The 19,682-nt window shown below is 63.1% G+C and carries 10 protein-coding genes; 4 read left to right on the top strand and 6 right to left on the bottom strand.

Features of this window, described 5'->3' with window-relative positions; all coding sequences use genetic code 11:
• Positions 1-29: 29 nt before the first annotated feature.
• Positions 30-3,350, top strand: coding sequence for a maltose alpha-D-glucosyltransferase (treS, locus tag CWR53_RS14015; protein ID WP_100851884.1), 3,321 nt, complete (start codon positions 30-32; stop codon positions 3,348-3,350).
• Entirely contained in the window at positions 3,347-5,557 is a 2,211-nt protein-coding gene (glgB, locus tag CWR53_RS14010; RefSeq protein ID WP_100851883.1) for a 1,4-alpha-glucan branching protein GlgB, read from the top strand. Before treS ends, glgB begins: the two co-directional genes overlap by 4 nt.
• 213 nt (positions 5,558-5,770) lie before the next feature.
• On the opposite strand, the gene glgX is transcribed toward glgB, so the two are convergent.
• The 6 genes from glgX to glgA form a co-directional block, all read right to left on the bottom strand.
• Positions 5,771-7,924 carry a glycogen debranching protein GlgX gene (glgX, locus tag CWR53_RS14005; RefSeq protein ID WP_100851882.1) on the bottom strand — a complete coding sequence of 718 codons (2,154 nt, stop codon included), beginning with the start codon at positions 7,922-7,924 and terminating at the stop codon, positions 5,771-5,773.
• A gap of 127 nt (positions 7,925-8,051) precedes the next feature.
• A complete protein-coding gene (locus CWR53_RS14000) occupies positions 8,052-8,345 on the bottom strand; it encodes a DUF2934 domain-containing protein (protein ID WP_058605048.1) in 294 nt (97 codons plus the stop codon).
• A gap of 16 nt (positions 8,346-8,361) precedes the next feature.
• Positions 8,362-11,136, bottom strand: coding sequence for a malto-oligosyltrehalose synthase (locus CWR53_RS13995; protein WP_100851881.1), 2,775 nt, complete (start codon positions 11,134-11,136; stop codon positions 8,362-8,364).
• Positions 11,133-13,202: a 4-alpha-glucanotransferase gene (gene malQ, locus CWR53_RS13990; protein ID WP_100851880.1), complete on the bottom strand. Its 2,070-nt coding sequence runs from the start codon at positions 13,200-13,202 to the stop codon at positions 11,133-11,135. The genes CWR53_RS13995 and malQ overlap by 4 nt, the downstream gene beginning before the upstream one ends.
• Positions 13,199-14,941 carry a malto-oligosyltrehalose trehalohydrolase gene (gene treZ / locus CWR53_RS13985; RefSeq protein ID WP_100851879.1) on the bottom strand — a complete coding sequence of 581 codons (1,743 nt, stop codon included), beginning with the start codon at positions 14,939-14,941 and terminating at the stop codon, positions 13,199-13,201. Before treZ ends, malQ begins: the two co-directional genes overlap by 4 nt.
• 13 nt (positions 14,942-14,954) lie before the next feature.
• Positions 14,955-16,514: a glycogen synthase GlgA gene (gene glgA / locus CWR53_RS13980; protein ID WP_058605044.1), complete on the bottom strand. Its 1,560-nt coding sequence runs from the start codon at positions 16,512-16,514 to the stop codon at positions 14,955-14,957.
• A gap of 663 nt (positions 16,515-17,177) precedes the next feature.
• Between glgA and gnd the strand changes: the two genes are divergently transcribed.
• On the top strand, positions 17,178-18,161 hold the full coding sequence (gene gnd / locus CWR53_RS13975; protein ID WP_100851878.1) for a phosphogluconate dehydrogenase (NAD(+)-dependent, decarboxylating): 984 nt from the start codon (positions 17,178-17,180) through the stop codon (positions 18,159-18,161).
• On the top strand, positions 18,158-19,666 hold the full coding sequence (gene zwf / locus CWR53_RS13970; protein WP_100851877.1) for a glucose-6-phosphate dehydrogenase: 1,509 nt from the start codon (positions 18,158-18,160) through the stop codon (positions 19,664-19,666). Before gnd ends, zwf begins: the two co-directional genes overlap by 4 nt.
• The last annotated feature ends 16 nt before the right edge of the window (positions 19,667-19,682 follow it).

Raw genomic sequence — 19,682 nt, 5'->3', positions numbered from 1 at the left:
TACCGATCAAGCATTCAGAGGAGTGGTACATGGCCAAGCGTACCCGCCCGGCAGCCTTCATCGACGACCCGCTGTGGTACAAGGATGCGGTGATCTACCAGTTGCACATCAAGTCGTTCTTCGATGCCAACAACGACGGTATCGGTGACTTTGCCGGGTTGATCAGCAAGCTCGACTACATCGCTGAGCTGGGCGTAAACACCTTATGGCTGCTGCCGTTCTACCCCTCGCCCCGGCGCGACGACGGCTACGACATCGCCGAATACAAGGCGGTGCATCCGGACTACGGCACCCTCGGCGACGCCCGCCGCTTCATTACCGAGGCGCACAAGCGCGGGCTGCGGGTGATCACCGAGCTGGTCATCAACCACACCAGCGACCAGCACCCGTGGTTTCAACGTGCCCGCCATGCCAAACGTGGCAGCAAGGCCCGTGACTTCTATGTGTGGTCCGATGACGACCACAAATACGACGGCACCCGCATCATCTTCCTCGATACCGAGAAATCCAACTGGACCTGGGACCCGGTGGCAGGCCAGTACTTCTGGCACCGGTTCTATTCCCATCAGCCGGACTTGAACTTCGACAATCCGCAGGTGCTCAAGGCTGTAATCGGCGTGATGCGTTTCTGGCTGGACCTGGGCGTCGATGGCTTGCGGCTCGACGCCATCCCGTACTTGATCGAGCGCGACGGCACCAACAACGAAAACCTGCCCGAAACCCATGGTGTGCTCAAGGCGATCCGGGCCGAGATCGATGCCAATTACCCTGACCGCATGCTGCTCGCCGAGGCCAACCAATGGCCGGAGGACACCCGCCCTTACTTCGGCGAAGGCGACGGAGACGAATGCCACATGGCGTTCCATTTTCCTCTGATGCCTCGCATGTACATGGCGCTTGCGATGGAAGATCGCTTCCCCATCACCGACATCCTGCGCCAGACCCCGGAGATTCCGGCCAACTGCCAGTGGGCCTTCTTCCTGCGTAACCACGATGAGCTGACCCTGGAGATGGTCACCGACCGTGAGCGCGACTACCTCTGGAACTACTACGCCGAAGACCGCCGCGCCCGGATCAATCTCGGCATCCGGCGCCGCCTGGCGCCGCTGCTGCAGCGCGACCGGCGCAGGATCGAGCTGCTCACCAGTCTGCTGCTGTCCATGCCAGGTACACCGACGCTGTACTACGGCGATGAGCTGGGCATGGGCGACAACATCTACCTGGGTGATCGCGACGGTGTGCGTACGCCCATGCAGTGGTCGCCTGACCGCAACGGCGGCTTCTCCCGCGCCGACCCACAGCGGCTGGTGCTGCCACCGATCATGGACCCGCTCTACGGCTACCAGACGGTCAACGTCGAAGCGCAGAGCCACGATCCCCATTCACTGCTCAACTGGACCCGTCGCCTGCTCGCCGTGCGCAAGCAGCAGAAAGCCTTCGGCCGCGGCACGCTGCGCACCCTGACACCCAGCAACCGACGCATCCTTGCCTACATCCGGGAGTTCACCGGTGCCGATGGCCACACCGAGGTCATTCTCTGTGTCGCCAACGTGTCGCGCGCGGCCCAGGCTGCGGAACTGGACTTGTCCCAATACGCCGACAAGGTCCCCGTGGAAATGATCGGGGGCAGCGCCTTCCCGCCCATCGGGCAGCTGCCGTTCCTGCTGACCTTGCCGCCTTATGGCTTTTACTGGTTCGTGCTGGCTGCCCACGATCGCATGCCCAGCTGGCATAACCAGCCTACCGAGGGGTTACCGGAATTGACTACATTAGTGCTACGCAAACGTCTGGAAGAGCTGCTCGAGTCGCCTTCACGCGACGCCCTGCAGTCCACCATCCTGCCCCAGTACCTGCCCAAACGGCGCTGGTTCGCGGGCAAGGAAGGGCCAATCGATCAGGTCGACCTGAGCTATGGCGTGCGCATGACCACGGCCGGCACGCCGGTGCTGCTCAGTGAAATCGGGGTGACGAGCGACGGGGTAACCAGCCGCTACCAGTTGCCGTTCGGCCTGCTGCGCGAGGAGCAGATCAGTACGGCATTGCCGCAGCAGTTGGCCTTGTCGCGCGTGCGACGAGCCAATGAAGTGGGCCTGATCACCGATGCCTTTGTGCTCGAGCCGTTCATTCGCGCGGTGCTCAAGGCCTGTCAGAAGGGCCTGCGCTTGCCCTGTGGGAATGATCAGGGCGAGCTGCATTTCAATCACACCGAACAGTTGGCTGGCCTGGCACTGGGTGAAGACAGCCCGGTGCGCTACTTGAGCGCCGAGCAGTCCAACAGTTCGGTAGTGGTGGGCGATTCGGTGGTGCTCAAGTTGATCCGGCGGGTCAACGCAGGCATTCATCCGGAGCTTGAAATGAGTGCTTATCTCACCGCAGCCGGCTTTGCCAACATCTCGCCGTTGCTGGCCTGGGTCAGTCGCGAGGATGCCCAAGGCGCACCGCACCTGTTGATGATCGCCCAAGGCTATCTGAGTAATCAGGGCGATGCCTGGGCCTGGTCCCAGAACACCCTGGAGCGCGCCATTCGCGACCAGATGCAGCCCTCCAGCAACGAAGGTGAACCGCACACCGACGCGGTCAACGAGCTGCGCGACTTCGCTTCCCTGCTCGGCCAGCGCCTTGGCGAGATGCACCTGATGCTCGCGGCACCTACCGATGACGAGGCTTTCGCGCCTTATCCGAGCACGGCTGAAGACAGCGAGCGGTGGAGTGCACAGATCAGTACAGAGCTGACCCATGCGCTGGATTTGTTGGCGCAGCACCGTGACAAGCTCGACACTGAAAGCCAGGCGTTGGTCGATGACTTGCAGCAGCAGCGCGACGGGCTCGCCCAGCGCGTGGCCGAACTGGCACAGCAGGCGCAGGGTGGCCTGTTGATGCGTGTGCATGGCGACCTTCACCTGGGCCAGGTGCTGGTGGTGCAAGGCGATGCCTACCTGATCGACTTCGAAGGGGAACCATCCCGGCCACTGGAAGAGCGCCGGGCCAAGCATAGCCCGTACAAAGATGTCAGCGGTGTGTTGCGCTCTTTCGACTATGCTACTGCGATGATCCTGCGCAGCGCCTCTACCGTAGACCTTTCCGCGCCGGCGCGACAAGCTCGGCAGCGGGTGGCCCGACAGTACCTTCACCAGTCCCGGCATGCATTCATCGAGGCTTATGGCCTGGCCACCGCGGCCATGCCCCACGCCTGGGAACAGGCCGAAGGCGAGCGTGCGGCACTTGAGCTGTTCTGCCTGGAAAAAGCGGCATACGAAATAACTTATGAAGCCGAAAACCGTCCAAGCTGGCTGGCCGTGCCTTTGCATGGCCTGCATGGACTGATCAGTACCTGGGGAGAGTCAGAATGAACGTTTCAACGCGTGAAAACGGCGGTCTTGGCCAACGGGACCTGGATGCCCTGGCGCGCGCCGAGCACGCCGATCCTTTTGCGGTACTGGGGCCTCATACCGATCCAGCAGGGGGTATGACCATTCGTGCCTACCTGCCCAATGCCCTGGGCGCCCGCGTGCTGGCGCGCGACGACCAGCGCGTGCTGGCCGACATGCGGCCCGGCGCGATACCTGGCCTGTTCACCGCGCGCCTGAACGAGGCGCTTCCCTATCAGTTGCACATCAACTGGGCTGGCGGCGAGCAAGTCACGGAAGACCCCTACAGCTTCGGCCCGCAGCTTGGCGACATCGACCTGCACCTGTTCGCCGAGGGCAATCACCGGGACCTGGCAAGGCGTTTCGGTGCCCAGCCGGCACAGGTCGACGGGGTGGACGGGGTGTGCTTCTCGGTATGGGCACCCAATGCGCGCCGGGTATCGGTCGTGGGCGAGTTCAACAACTGGGACGGTCGTCGGCACCCGATGCGCCTGCGCCACGGTGCCGGGGTCTGGGAGCTGTTCATTCCACGCCTGGGCGTAGGTGAAACCTACAAGTTCGAGGTGCTGGGCAAGGATGGGATCCTGCCGCTCAAAGCAGACCCCTTGGCCCGTGCCACCGAATTGCCGCCCAGCACCGCTTCCAAGGTGGCCGGTGCGCTAGCCCATGAATGGCGCGACCAGCAGTGGATGGACGAGCGCGCCCAGCGCCACGCCTACGGCGCCCCCTTGTCGATCTACGAACTGCACCCCGGGTCCTGGCGCTGCGAGCTGGACGAAGCCGGTGAGGTGGGGCGTTTCTACAATTGGCGTGAGTTGGCCGAGCGCCTGGTGCCCTACGTGCAGAAGCTGGGTTTCACCCATATCGAGCTGCTGCCGATCATGGAGCACCCCTTTGGCGGCTCGTGGGGCTACCAGCCTCTGTCGATGTTCGCCCCGACGTCGCGCTATGGCACGGCAGAGGACTTCGCCGCCTTCATCGACGCCTGCCACCAGGCCAGCATCGGCGTGATCCTGGACTGGGTGCCGGCGCATTTTCCCACGGACGAACACGGCCTGGCGCGCTTCGACGGCACGGCCCTCTACGAATACGGCAACCCGTTCGAAGGCTATCACCAGGACTGGAACACGCTGATCTACAACCTCGGCCGTAACGAGGTGCGGGGCTTCATGATGGCTTCGGCGCTTTACTGGCTCAAACACTTCCACATCGACGGGCTGCGGGTAGATGCCGTGGCGTCGATGCTGTACCGCGACTACTCGCGCAAGGCCGGTGAATGGGTGCCCAACCGCTATGGTGGGCGTGAGAACCTCGAGGCCATCGGCTTCATCCGCCACCTCAACGGCGTGGCGGCGCATGAAGCGCCGGGTGCCTTGATCATTGCCGAGGAATCGACGGCCTGGCCTGGCGTGAGCAAGCCAACCGAAGAGGGTGGCCTGGGTTTCCACTACAAGTGGAACATGGGCTGGATGCATGACTCGCTCCACTACATCCAGAACGATCCTGTGCACCGTACTCATCACCATAACGAGATGAGCTTCAGCCTGGTATACGCCTACTCCGAGCACTTCATTCTGCCGATCTCCCACGACGAGGTGGTACACGGCAAGCGCTCGTTGATCGACAAGATGCCGGGCGATCGCTGGCAGAAGTTCGCCAACCTGCGTGCCTACCTGGGCTTCATGTGGATGCACCCGGGCAAGAAATTGCTGTTCATGGGCTGCGAGTTCGGTCAGTGGCGCGAATGGAACCACGACCACCAGCTGGACTGGTACCTGCTGCAGTATCCGGAGCACCAGGGTGTACAGCGCCTGGTTGGCGACCTGAACCGCCTGTACCGCGATGTGCCTGCCCTGCATGAGCAGGACTGCAAGCCCGAGGGCTTCCAGTGGCTGATCGGGGATGATGCGCAGAACAGCGTATTCGCCTGGCTGCGGTGGAGCAGCGCGGGCGAGCCAGTGCTGGTGGTCGCCAACTTCACGCCCGTGGTGCGTGAGGGCTACCGCATCGGTGTGCCGTTCGGGGCGCAATGGCAGGAGCTGCTCAACAGCGATGCCAAAGACTATGCGGGCTCCAATGTGGGCAACATGGGCGCGGTCGCCACGCAGCAGACCCCCTGCCATGGCCAGCCGTTGTCGCTGGCGCTGAACCTGCCTCCGCTGGCGATACTGGTGCTCAAGCCGGTCTGATCGTCAGCCACCCGCGGGCCTCTGGCCGCGGGTGGCTTTACTGCACTGGCCGGCCGTCATGGTCCGGATGAAGGTCTAAAGCGTGCCTGCCGCAGGCTCAAGCGGTAATAATCGGACCACCAGAAAAAACCCGCCGGGCAATCCCTGTCTGAGATTGCCCGGCGGGTCTGTAACGACTACGTCACGCGTTGCGCGTGACGTATGCGTTTGCCATCACTCTTCGCTGTGCTGGAGCACCATCAGCGCCACCGAGCGCCCTGTCAGCTCAAATGAGCTGTCGAATGGCAAGACCTCGGGTTTGCGCAGTTGTGGCCGGTCTGTATCCATCACGCAGCTCCAGTGTTCGCCCTCTGGAACGCTGGGCAGTTTGAACGGCACGGTGTCGTGGTGGGCGTTGACGATCAGCAACACGGTGGACTCCGAACCTGGACGGGCAATGCCACTGACCTGCGCACGACCATCGATCAGCATGCCCAGGCAGCGACCGTTGGGGTCTTCCCACTGTTCAACGCTCATCTCGTTGCCATCCGGCGCCAGCCATGTCACGTCCTTGACGCCGATTGCCTCGTTGTAATCGCCCACCAGGAAGCTTGAGCGCCGCAGCACCGGATACTTCTGGCGCAGACGGGTCAGGCGCTTGACGAACGCCAGCAATGCCTGGCCTTCTTCATCCAGATCCCAGTTCACCCAACCGATTTCGCTGTCCTGGCAATAGGCATTGTTGTTGCCATGCTGGGTGCGGCTGAATTCATCGCCGGCAACGATCATCGGCGTACCCTGGGCAAACAGCAGGGTCGCGAAGAAGTTACGCATCTGGCGCCTGCGCAAGGCGTTGATGTCCGCATCTTCGGTCGGGCCTTCGGCGCCGCAGTTCCAGGACAGGTTATTGCTGGTGCCGTCCTGGTTGTTCTCGTCGTTGTCCTCGTTGTGCTTCTCGTTGTACGACACCAGGTCGCGCAAGGTGAAGCCGTCGTGGGCAGTGATGAAGTTGACCGACGAATACGGCCTACGGCCGCGGTTGTTGAACATGTCGCCAGAGCCGGTCATGCGAGCGGCAAAATCGGCCAGTTGGCCCTCGTCGCCCTTCCAGAAAGCGCGCACGGTGTCACGGAAGCGGTCGTTCCATTCAGCCCAGCCCGGTGCGAAATTGCCCACCTGATAGCCACCTGGGCCACAGTCCCATGGCTCGGCAATCAGTTTGACCTGCCGCAGCAGCGGGTCCTGGCGGCAGGCTACAAGGAAGCTGTGACGCTCACTGTAGCCGTCGTGGTAGCGACCCAGAATGGTCGCCAGGTCGAAGCGGAAGCCGTCGACATGCATCTCGCCTGCCCAGTAGCGCAGCGAATCGGTCACCAGTTGCAGGACGCACGGATGGCTCAGGTCCAAGGTGTTGCCGGTGCCCGAGTCGTTGATGTAGTAACGCTTCTGGTCGGGCATCAGGCGGTAGTACGACGCATTGTCGATGCCGCGCATGGAGAGCGTGGGGCCCATCTCGTTGCCTTCGGCGGTGTGGTTGTAGACCACATCGAGGATCAGCTCCAGGCCCGCGTCGTGCAGGTGCGCCACCATCTCCTTGAATTCGGCGATCTTGCCGCTGGCCAGGTAGCTTGGGTGCGGTGCGAAGAACGCGATGGTGTTGTAGCCCCAATAGTTGTTCAGGCCCTTGTCGAGCAGGTGCTGGTCATTGACGAATGCATGGATGGGCAGCAGCTCGATGCTGGAGACGCCCAGGTCCTTGATGTGCTTGAGCAGCTCGTTGTTGGCAAGGCCCGCGAAGGTGCCTTGCAGGTTCTCAGGCACGGCCGGGTGGCGCTTGCTGATGCCCTTGGTGTGGGCCTCGTACACGACGGTCTGGTCCCAAGGAGTTTGGACACGGTTGTCCCGGCCCCAGGTGAACGCCGGGTCGATGACCTTGCACTTGGGCACGAAGGGGGCGCTGTCGCGCTCGTCGAACGACAGGTCACCGTCTGGGTGGCCAATGGTGTAGCCAAACAGCGCCTCGGACCATTTCAGCTCACCGACCAACTGCTTGGCGTAGGGGTCGATCAGCAGTTTGTTGGGGTTGAAGCGGTGGCCATTTTCAGGCTCGTAAGGGCCATGCACGCGATAGCCGTAGATCAGGCCCGGGTGCGCGTCAGGCAGATAACCGTGATAGATCTCGTCGGTGTATTCAGGCAGCTCGATACGCTCGAGCTCTTTCTCGCCGGTGGCGTCGAATACGCACAGCTCGACCTTGGTGGCGTTCGCCGAGAAGATGGCGAAGTTCACGCCCAGGCCGTCCCAGGTGGCGCCGAGGGGGTAGGGTAAGCCTTCGCGAATGCGCGACGGTGCAACGGAGCGGGTTTTCTTTGCGGTGCGCGGGCTCATGGCAATCCTCGAATGGCCTTGTCTGGAAAATAAGGTTGGGTGCTGCAACGGCCCTGTCGTCATCAGGCCTGGCAACCGAGGTGCTCGGTGCCAGTGCGGCGCTGAAGACGGCAGGGCCGTGGATGGTTCAGCTAGCGGTCGGCTTTTTCGGTGCGCGTGGCTTCTTCGAAGCCGCAGGCTTGACCCCTGGCAATGCAGCGACTTTAGGGTCAGCTGGAGGCTTGGGTGCAGCAGCGGCCTTGGGCTTGGCAGGCGCCTTTGGCTTGGCCGGGGCCTTGGCTTTGGCCCCGGGGGCTTTGGCTTCGGCTTCTGCCAATTTGCGGGCCATGTCCCAGTGACGTTCTTCCTCGCCGTGTGGCTTACCTTCCGACTCCCAGATCTGGTAGGCAAACTCGCGTATGCGTTTATCATCGACACTCATATGACGCTCCTGAATGCTAGTTATCTTCGATCAACAGATTGACTGGAAAGTCCGACAGCACAGCACAAACCATCAACTCTCTTACAGGGCTGACAACGGCCCCACCGAAAAGTCCAGTCGAATTGGCAGGTGAGAAGTCGAACGGCAATACGACCCGGGTATCTTCCCAGTTCTGTGGGGGTACGTGAGGGCTCTGTGCCGCGCCCAGCAGACCGCTGGCCAAACGCGGCGCGACGATCACGGCGCGTTGTGCGTCGCCCAAGCGGGCGAAGGCGACGACCTTGTCGGCATGGCGCCCCTTGACGGTCAACGGCAGGTAACTGCCCCGGCGGAACAGCTCCGGGTTGGCCATGCGGCAGTCGAGCACGCGGGCCACCAGCGTCTGCTTTACCCGGCCGTCATGCCAGTGGCTTAACAACGCGTCGAGCGGAGCAGCCTCTGCCAAGGTGCTGCGTCGAGCGGGATAGTCGACGGGCCGGCGGTTGTCTGGGTCCACCAGGCTGAAGTCCCAGTATTCGTTACCCTGATACAGATCAGGCACCCCTGGCACGGTCATGCGCATGAACGCCTGCACCAGGCTGTTGAGCGCACCCGGGCAACTGATCAGCTGCGCCGCCTCGGCGATGGAGGTGCGCAGGGGCAGGGCATCGGCCTCCAGCAGTAGGCCTTCGAGATAGCGAGCACAGCCCTTTTCGTAGGCTTCGTTGGGGGCGTTCCAACTGCTGCGCAGCTTGGCCTCGCGCAGTGCTTTCTGTTGCCACTGACCGACACGCTCGGCGTATTGCTCAAGGCCTTGGGCGTCATCGACGGCAAGGCCCAACGGCCAGGTGCCCAACAGGGTCTGGAGCAGCAGCATTTCATCACCAGGGCTCGGCGCCAGCCCATCCTCGAGCGGTGTGCGCAAAGGCGCTGCCAGCTCGCGCCAGTGCGCCATGCGGCTGGCCAGCCAGGGCCCGCGCTCGCTCAGCACAGCCAGGCGGGCGCGCGTGTCTTCACCGCGCTTGTGGTCATGGGTGGCGGTGGCCAGCAGGTTGTCCGGGAAGTCCCGCAGGCGTCGCTGAGCCTCGTTGTGGAAGTGCTCCAGCGGAGCGCTGAAGCGTTCGGCTTCAAAGCCCACATCGTTGCGCGAGAGCAACCTTGCGCTGCGGTAGAACGCGGTGTCTTCGACGGCCTTGGCCGCGCTGGGGGCCGTCAGCTGCTGGAAGCGTACGCAGGCGTGTCGCAGTTGCTTGCGGGTACGGCCAGGTGGCAGCTGGCGCCAACCTTCGCCGCCCAACCATTTTTCCAGCTGCTCGAGCAAGGGCCAGTCGGCCTCGCTCAGGTCCTGGCGGGCATCGGCCAGGGCCTGCTGGAAGAATGCCTCATCCTCGGCCGGGCGGCCGCACGCGTTGAAGTAGGTGCGGTAAACCGGGTAGTGCGCGACCAGTGCCTGCAGGGCGCGACGAATGGCACCCAAGGATAAATCGCGGGTCATCAGGTCGTTGCGCGCAACCTGCAGCAGGGCTTGCGCCACCGATTCGCAGTCACCTGCCAGGCTTGCGTTGAGCACCAGATGGCGCGCCAGGCGCACTTCTTCGGTAAACGCGGGGCGCTCGCTGACCGTCGACCACAGTTCGGTCAGCGGGGCCTCACCGACCGGGTCGTGCTGCAGGAGCGAGACCTGGTTCATGAACTCGTAGCCGGTGGTGCCATCGGTGAGCCAGTCGCGGTGCAGATGCTCATCGACGCCCAGGATTTTCTCTACGTAGATGGGGAAGTGCTCCACGCCAGCGTCCAGTGGGCGGCTGGCCATCAGGCTGTCCACGCGTCGGCGCAGCTTGCGGCAATAACCGCGTGGGTCAGCCAGGCCGTCGATGTGGTCGATGCGCAGGCCTTCGACCAGGCCGCGTTCAATCAATTCGAACAGCTTGGCATGGGTGGCTTCGAACACCACCGGGCGCTCGACCCGCAAACCGCCCAGCTCATTGATGTCGAAAAAGCGCCGCCAGTTGATGTCGTCGGCAGCGGTGCGCCAGCTGGCCAAGCGATAGGTCTGACGCTCGAGCAGCAGGTGCAGGCGCTTGAAGCCGGCCTCGCTGCGGCTGTCGAATGCCACCAGGGCCGAGGCCAGGTCGGCGCCTTCGTGCACACGACGGGCCAGTTCGGCTTGCAGCGGCGCGGCATCATCAAGCGGGTTGGCGGACTCGCCGAGTGCGGTGAACTGTTCGGCCAGACTGGTCAGGGTCGGGTCAGCGCTGAGCGCCAGCACCCAGCCGTAATCGACCGGACAGATCGGGAAGCGGTGCTCATAGTGAGCGATTTGCAGTACCCCCTGGTCGGCGTCGAATTCCAGGGGGATCTGACCTTCCTTCAGCGCTACACCGTAATCGCTGCCCAGGAACGGCAGCAGCAATTGGCCAGCCAGCAGCGGGTCGGTGGAGTGCCACTGGATATCGAAGAACTCCGCATACGGGCTGCGGCGCCCCCAGGCCAGCAGGCTCTGCCACCAGGGGTTGTCAGCGCCGCCAACGGCCATGTGGTTGGACACAGTGTCCACGATCAGGCCCATGCCATGCTGGCGCAGCGCTTTGACCAGGCGCTCGAGCGCCGCTTCGCCGCCCAGTTCCGGGTTGACCTGGGTGGGATCGACGACGTCGTAGCCGTGGCGCGAACCTGCGCGGGCCTTGAGGATCGGTGAGGCGTACAGGTGGCTGATGCCCAGTTGAGCAAAGTACGGCACCAGCGGCAGGGCATGGTCCAGGGTAAAGTCGCTGTGGAACTGCAGGCGCAGGGTCGCGGTAAGCGGTTTCATCGGTCGCGCTCCCACGCCTGCTCGCGTGCTTGCGCCAGCACTTCCAGGCGCCGTGCGGCATCCTTGTCGTCAAGCATGTGGCTTGCCGCCTCGGTAAAGCGGCGGCGCCAGTTGGGATGCCCTTCGGTGGTGCCGGGCATATTCGGCTGTTCTTCCAGACCCAGCAGGTCCTCAAGCGGGACCAGCACCAGCGGAGCTTTGGTGTGGCCTACATAACCAATCGCGGCATCGATCACGGCAGTGTTGTCCTTCAGCGGGCCATAGTGGGTTTCAAGCGTGCGGCGCAAGCCGTCGTGTTCTTTGCGGCGGTCATCGCGCCATTGCTGCTCGGTGGATTCATCAATCAAACCCAGGCGCCGGCTCCATTCGACGTCGCGGTTTTTCAGCCAACCTGCCACGGTCGCCAGGTCATGGGTGCCGGTGGTCGCCAAGGCGTCGTCTGGCCACTGTAGCTGGGGGGTGAATTGGCCTGGGGAGGTCTGCTCGAAGGGCAGCACGCGCATGCCCAGGATGTTTTTCTGCGCCAAGGCCTCGCGTAGACCGTCCGGTACCGTGCCCAGGTCTTCACCCAGGATGATTGCACCGTGGCGGCTGGCTTCGAGCGCCAGCAAGCGCAGCATATCTTCGAGCGGGTAGTACAGGTAGGCGCCTTCATTGGGTTTGCAGCCGCGCGGGATCAGCCAGAGCCGTCGCAAACCCATCACATGGTCGATGCGCAGGCCACCGGCGTGGGCAAGGTTCGCACGCAGCATCTCGATGAACGCGCGGTAGCCGTTGCGCTTGAGCCCTTCGGGCGAGAACCCGCAGATGCCCCAGTCCTGGCCCGAGCGATTGAGGATGTCAGGTGGCGCACCAACGGTAAGGTTGGCCAGCAGTTCGTCCTGGCGGCTCCAGGCCTGGCTGCCAGCGCCATCGGCGCCAACGGCAAGGTCGGCAATCAGGCCCACTACCATGCCGCTGCCTTTGGCCGCCTCCTGGGCGCGCTGCAGGCTGCGCTCGGTCAGCCATTGGCAGAACGCGTGAAACTCCACCCTGGCCGGGTAACTTTCGGCCAAGGCGCGGACTTCGGTCCCAAATGGGTCGCGCCACGCCTCTGGCCAGTTGCGCCAATCAGCGCCATGGCCTTTGTCGACCGCCTCGGCTTGCAGTACTTCAAAACGGCAATGGTGCTCCAGTGCCTCGCCTGCGGCCTGGCGATAGCTTTCGAAATCGGCGCGTTGCGGGTGATCGCCTTGGCTGAAGTGCTGGTAAAGCGCATCCAGCAGCTTGTACCGGGCATCGGCTGCGCGCGGCCAGTCCACCAAAGGCTCTTGCTCGAGCGAGGTCAGGGTCTGCTCCAGGTGGCAGGCCTCGATAGCCAGGCGCACGGTGCGCTCACCCAGGATGGCCGCCGGGCTTGCGTAAAGCGTATTGAGCAGCAGCCTGCTCGATGGCGAGTAGGGGCTATAGTGCTGCTGATCGAAGGCCGACAAGGCATGGATAGGGCTGATCGCCACTGCATCGGCGCCCCGTTCAGCGGCGCTGCGCACCAGTTGCTCAAGGGCCATGCAGTCGCCGTAACCCCCATCGCCTGGGCGGCGCAGGCTGTAGAGCTGCGCCGACAAGCCCCAGCAGCGCGCGGGGGCCGCCTGAACCAGGTCATGCAGCGATGGGCAACCGGACGGGGCGACGGCTAGCGTAAAGCGGTGCTGGGCCACCTCCAGTTGGTGATAGCCGACCGGCAAATCACCTGGCAGGTGAGCATGGTCATCAAGCTGTAAGTCGATGTGACCGCCATTTTCCAACTGGCCGCGCACGTCGGCCTGCCCTGGGAAATACCGCGAGAGGTCGAGCGGCTTGCCCTGGTCGGCAGTGAGCAGCGGCGGAACGTGTTGTGCGTCGTCGCTGCGTTCGAGCCTGGACAGGCTGTCCTGCAATTGCGCCTCGTCGCTGGCCCTATGGCCAAGGGCTTCGAGCAGTTTGCGCAGTACCTCATCGGTCACTTGCTGCGGTTTGTTGTTGGCATCCACCCAGTCGCGGGCAAGGCCCGCGCGCTGAGCGAGCCGGTGAAGCAGAGAATCGCTCATTGAATCTCCTGGTCTGGGGGTAGCAGGGTGACCACGCAGCTGTAGGGCGAAAGCGTCGAGCCGGCGTGCGCCTTGTCGCCGCTGTCGAAAAGGCAGCTGCCGGCAGGCGCAGCCTCCAGGTGCAGAGGCTGGTCGCCCAGGTTCAGGTCGACGCGCAATGTACTGCCATCGCCCAGCTGCCAGCGTGCGGTCAGTGCCTTGTCAGCCAACACCTCGGCGCCCAGGGGGCGGGTACCGGGCAGGCGTGGGACCAGGTGCTGGCGGCGCGTCGTGAGCAGCTGCTGGTACAGCCCATGCCAGCCGGCAATCACATCCTGCGGATCGGGCCTGGAGGCGTGGAAGGTCTGCTCGGCGTTGGGGTCGGGTATACGCGCGCGCTTTTCGGGGTCGGCAAAGGCGGCAAAATGTTCGAACTCACCGCGCCGGCCTTCGCGCACCGCATCGGCGAGCTCATCATGGAAGTCGGTGAAGAACAGGAAGGGTGCACGACTGCCGTCGTCATCGCCCATGAACAGCAAGGGAATCATGGGGCTGAGCAGCAACAGCCCGGTTGCTGCGCGCAGGGCCGCAGGCGAAGTCAGCCGGGTCAGGCGCTCGCCCATGGCGCGGTTGCCGATCTGATCGTGGTTCTGCAAAAACAGCACGAAGGCGCTGGGCGGCAGGTGGCCGCTGGGTTCGCCGCGTGGTTCGCCGTGGCGGTTGGGCTGGCCCTGGAACACGAAGCCCTCGCCAAGACAGCGCGCCAGCTTGCCGATCGGGTCGTCCTTGTAGTCTTCGTAGTAACCCTCGGTTTCATCGGTCAGCAACACGTGCAACGCGTTGTGGCCATCATCGTTCCACTGCGCGTCGAAGCCTTGTTCGAGCAAGAAAGCCTGGTTGTGTTCGTTTTCCAGCACCAACCAGACGTGTCGACCCGGCTCGACGGCCTCGCGCACACGCTGGGCCAGCTCCTTGAGGAAGTCTGGCTGGTTGATGGCATGCACCGCATCGAGTCGCAGGCCATCGATGCGGTAGTCGCATATCCACATCAACGCGTTCTGGATGAAAAATTCGCGCACTTCAGGCCGCCGGAAGTCAATGGCGGCGCCCCAGGGGGTGTGGCGGTCTTCTCGGAAGAACGAACTGGCGTACTCATGCAGGAAGTTGCCGTCAGGGCCGAAGTGGTTGTAGACCACATCGAGCATCACCATCAGCCCGTGGCCGTGTGCCTGGTCCACCAGGCTGCACAGTTGCTCGGGGGTCCCGTAGTTGTGCTGCGCCGCATAGGGCAGTACGCCGTCGTAACCCCAGTTGCGGGTACCTGGGAATTGGCTGATCGGCATCAGTTCGATGGCGGTAATGCCAGTCGAGGCGATACGTTGCAAATGGCTCGCCACACCTTCATAGCCACCCAGGACGCCCACATGCAGCTCCTGGATCACCGCCTCGTGCCAGGGGCGGCCTTGCCAGGGATGCTGCCAGGCGTAACCGGCCAGGTCCACGACCTGGCTGGGGCCATGAACGCCTTCGGGTTGGAAGCGCGATGCAGGGTCAGCAACGCGAAGCTCGCCATTGATGCAGTAGCGGTACAAGTCCCCTGGCTTGGCAGGGGCGGTGCCGGTGAACCAGCCATCGGCCTCGGGGGCGAGGGCGACGGCTTCCTGGTGCTGCAATTCCACACTCACGCTGCGCGCGTCGGGTGCCCAGAGGGCGAAGCGCGCCGACGTGGCGTCCTCAAAGTGTGCGCCATGCCTTTGCATCTTCGACCTCTCTTCAGTAATGAGCCAGCTGGGCTTGCTTGACCAGGTCTTCGTACAGGCGTGCGTAGGGTTCCACTGCCTGGCACCAGTTGAATGGCTGAGTCATGGACAGGCAGCGCATGGCATTGAGCAGGTCTTTTTTCTGGTAGATGTAGAACGCCCGGCTGAGCGCCTCGCGGTAGCTTTCCACCGTCGATTCGTCGAACAGGAAACCTGTAACGCCGTTCTCGATGGTATCGGCCAGCCCGCCGGTCTTGCGCGCAACGGGCAGCGAGCCGAAACGCTGGGCGTACATCTGGCTCAGGCCACAGGGCTCATAGCGCGAAGGCATCAACAGGAAGTCGCTGCCGGCGAACATGCGACGTGCATCGGTTTCGTTGAAGCCGATGCGCACACCAACTCGGCCGGGATGACGCAGGGCCAGTTCGCGCATGGCCTGCTCTTCCTCGGGTTCGCCGCGGCCGATGATTGCAATTTGGCCGCCTTGCTCGACGATGTACTCGGCAACGCCCAGGGTCAGGTCCAGGCCTTTCTGGTAGACCAGGCGCGAGACCACGGCAAACAGCGGCCCCTCGGAAGGGTCCAGCTGGAACAGCTCGCGCACCGCCTGGGCATTACGCGCCTTGCCCTCCCAGTCGTTGATGCTGAAATTGTGCTGCAGGTGCTTGTCGGTCGCCGCATCCCAGCTTTCGTCGATACCGTTGGGAATGCCGCCCAACAGGCCTTGTTGCGCCTTGCTGGCCAGGAAACCGTCCAGGCCGCAGCCGAATTCGGGCGTGGTGATTTCCTGGGCGTAGGTGGCACTGACCGTGGTGATGTGGCTGGAGTAGGCCAGGCCAGCTTTCAGGAAGGAGAGCTTGCCGTAGAACTCCATGCCTTCCTGCTGCATGGCATGGTCGGGGATGGCCAGCTCCGGGCTGCAGCCACGGCTGTAGACGCCTTGATATGCCAGGTTGTGAATGGTGAACAGGGTCGGCGTACTCAAGCCGCGCCAGTGCATGTACGCAGGGGCCAGGCCCGCTGGCCAGTCATGGGCATGCACCATCTCCGGTGTCCAGTGGATCATGCCTTCACCGGCTGCGATTTCTGCAGCCGCCAGGCCTAGGCGGGCGAAACGGATATGGTTGTCCGGCCAGTCGCGACCGTTTTCTGCTGCGTAGGGCGTGCCGGGACGCTGGTAGAGCTCCGGGCAGATCAACACGTAGATCACCAGGCCGTCGGGCAAGTCCATCCGGCCGATCTTGCAAGGTGGCAAGGCCGCGTGGCCGCCCAGCTCGCCGACGATGTGGATGGGGTTGTCGCTTTCGACGACCTGCGGGTAGCCCGGGATCAGCACACGCACGTCGTGCAGGTGCGCCAGCGCGCGAGGCAGCGCAGCGGAGACGTCGCCCAAGCCACCGGTCTTTACCAGGTCAGCGATTTCCGAGGTGACGAAAAGGATCTTGCGTTTGTTCGGGTTGTTCTGGCGCTGGGCGCCAGGTGCCTTGCCTGTCTTGGCGAGCCCCGGGATGAGCGGTTCGCGATGTTCCGAGGTAAAGGTAGCTACTTGAGTCGCGACAGCGGCACTGATCATTCTTTCTCTCCGTCCCTAAGCTTGGCCGGGCACTGATAAACCGCGGCGGTCTTTCGTGTTGATTCTCTCTTTGCGAATTCTGCGTGTTGCAATCCTTGCCCCCGAGTCGTGCGCACAGGCACAGCGCATTCGGCATTCCGGCCAAAAGGCGAGTGGACTGGTTGGGGTGGGCGGGCCGTGCGTGGGAATATCCCATTTCATCTGGCCTGCTTAGTTCCTGACCTGCCGGCTTTCCTTAAAGTTCGACTTTTTTTCCGTTGCTCTTCCAATGAGCAAATGGCGGGCCGAAACCTGAGTGTAGGAGAGAAATATTACAAATGTGACCGAACGGTCATTCCAGGAGGCCCGTGTGCTAGACGCAAACGTTGGCATTGGCCTGCCAAGTACGCCCAGAGCGATGGACGCACACTATCGCTAGGCGACGAGTGGCGCATTGGCAATTGACATGCACCTTGAAGGTGCGGCCAGTGCTGCATGACGAAGCGCTGAGCGATCTAGCGCTGCTGAATTCTTCTGGCGCCCCGAAACGCACACAGGGAACGGAACCCAGGCCCCAACGAGCGAACATGAACATACCGCCCGTCGCTGAACCCTCATGCAGTCCACTGGACTAACCTGAAAGGCGAAACGTCGTCACTCATTCCAGAAGGGGAGCACCTGCTCATGCAATTGGGAATCGTCGGGCTGGGCCGCATGGGCGGCAACATTGCAAGGCGGCTTATGCTCGCCGGCCATCACACCGTAGTGCACGATCGCAACGCACAAGCCGTCACCGCACTAGAGAGCGAAGGCAGCGTCGGCGCGGCTGACTTGGCCGCACTGGTCGATAAACTCCAGGCGCCTCGTGCCGTCTGGGTGATGCTTCCCGCTGGGGCGCCTACCGAGCAGACCATTGCCCAGCTGGCTGACTTGCTGGAACCTGGCGACTCGATCATCGACGGTGGCAATACCTTCTATAAGGACGATATGCGCCGCGCTGCAGAACTGGCGCAGCGTGGGCTGCATTACCTGGATGTGGGTACTTCCGGCGGGGTATGGGGGCTGGAGCGTGGTTACTGCATGATGATCGGCGGGGAAAAGGACGTGTTCGAACGTCTGGAGCCACTGTTTAAAGCGCTCGCACCTGGTGTCGGTGATATCCCACGCACCCACGGGCGCACCGGTGAACACCAGCGCGCCGAGCATGGCTATATCCACGCCGGCCCGCCGGGCGCTGGGCATTACGTGAAGATGGTGCACAACGGTATCGAATACGGCTTGATGCAGGCTTACGCCGAAGGCTTCGACCTGCTGCGCAGCAAAGGCGGTGCCGAGCTGCCTGAGGACCAGCGCTTTGACCTGAACGTGGCCGAGATCGCTGAAGTGTGGCGCCGTGGCAGCGTGGTCACGTCCTGGCTGCTGGACCTGACCGCCGACGCGCTGGTGGCCGACCCGCAGTTGGCTCAGTTCAGCGGCTCGGTGTCCGATAGCGGGGAAGGGCGCTGGACCATCGATGCGGCCGTCGAGCAGGCGGTGCCGGTTCCGGTGCTGTCCAGTGCACTGTTCGCGCGTTTTCGTTCGCGACAGCAACAAGGCACTTATGGCGACAAGATTCTCTCGGCCATGCGCCTTGGGTTCGGTGGACACGTCGAGAAGAAACCTGAATGAGCAAAAAACCGGCAACGCCTGCTGCTCCACCCTGCACGTTGTTCCTGTTCGGCGCCAATGGCGACCTGGTCAAGCGCCTGCTGATGCCGGCGCTCTACAACCTCAGCCGCGACGGCCTGCTCGATAAAGACCTGCGCATCGTGGGTGTCGACCACAACGCGGCCAGCGCCGAGGCATTTGCTGAACGTTTGCACGCGTTCATGGCCGAGCGCGACAAAGGCGGCGAGGGTGCCCCGGCGAACCTGGACGAAAAGCTCTGGGCCAGCCTTGCCAAGCGCCTGGACTACCAGACCGGGGACTTTCTCGACGCTGCCACTTATGAGGCTATTGCCAAGCGCATCGACAAGACCAGCCATGGCAACGCGATTTTCTACCTGGCGACGTCTCCACGGTTTTTCCCAGAAGTGGCCAAGCGCCTCGGGGAGGCCGGGTTGCTGGACGAGTCGGGCGGCGGGTTTCGCCGGGTGGTCATCGAGAAGCCGTTCGGCCACGACCTTGCCAGCGCCGAGGCGCTCAACGCCTGTCTGCTGAACGTGATGGGCGAGTGTCAGATTTACCGGATCGACCACTTCCTGGGCAAGGAGACCGTCCAGAACATCCTGGTCAGCCGTTTCTCCAATGGGCTGTTCGAGTCGTTCTGGAACAATCACTACATCGACCATGTGCAGATCACCGCCGCTGAAACCGTAGGGGTCGAAACCCGCGGTGCGTTCTATGACAGCACCGGAGCAATGCGCGACATGGTGCCCAATCATCTGTTCCAGTTGCTGGCGATGGTGGCCATGGAGCCGCCTGCGGCGTTTGCCGCTGACGCGGTTCGCGGGGAGAAGGCCAAGGTGATCGGCGCGATCCGCCCGTGGTCGACCAAGATGGCGTTGAAGAACTCGGTTCGGGGCCAGTACGTAGCCGGCACCCTGGATGGGAAGAACGTGCCGGGATACCGTCAGGAAACCAAGGTGGAGCCTGACAGCCAGACCGAAACGTTCGTGGCCATGAAGATCATGATCGATAACTGGCGCTGGGCCGGCGTGCCCTTTTACCTACGCACCGGCAAGCGCATGAGCGTGCGCGATACGGAAATCGCCATCTGCTTCAAGCCGGCGCCGTACGCCCAGTTCCGTGAGTCCGCGCTGCAAAGGCCCAAGCCCAATTACCTGAAGATTCAGATCCAGCCCAATGAAGGCATGTGGTTCGACCTGCAGGCCAAACGGCCAGGGCCGGAGCTTGTCATGGAGAATGTAGAGCTTGGGTTTGCCTACAAGGATTTTTTCAAGATGACCCCGGCCACCGGCTACGAGACCTTGATCTACGACTGCCTGACGGGCGACCAGACCTTGTTCCAGCGTGCCGACAACATCGAGAACGGCTGGCGCGCCGTCCAGCCGTTTCTCGATGCCTGGGCCGAAGGCGGGGAAGTGCACGACTACGAAGCCGGCCAGGATGGCCCGGAGGCGGGCAACGAACTGCTGGCCCGGGACAAGCGCGAGTGGCACCGGCTGGGTTGATAGCGCACCGTTTTGA

The organism is Pseudomonas sp. SGAir0191 (genome assembly GCF_002812565.2).
GTDB lineage: Bacteria > Pseudomonadota > Gammaproteobacteria > Pseudomonadales > Pseudomonadaceae > Aquipseudomonas > Aquipseudomonas parafulva_B.
Note: the sequence above shows the minus strand (reverse complement) of the source record. Positions and strands in the feature narration are given on the sequence as shown.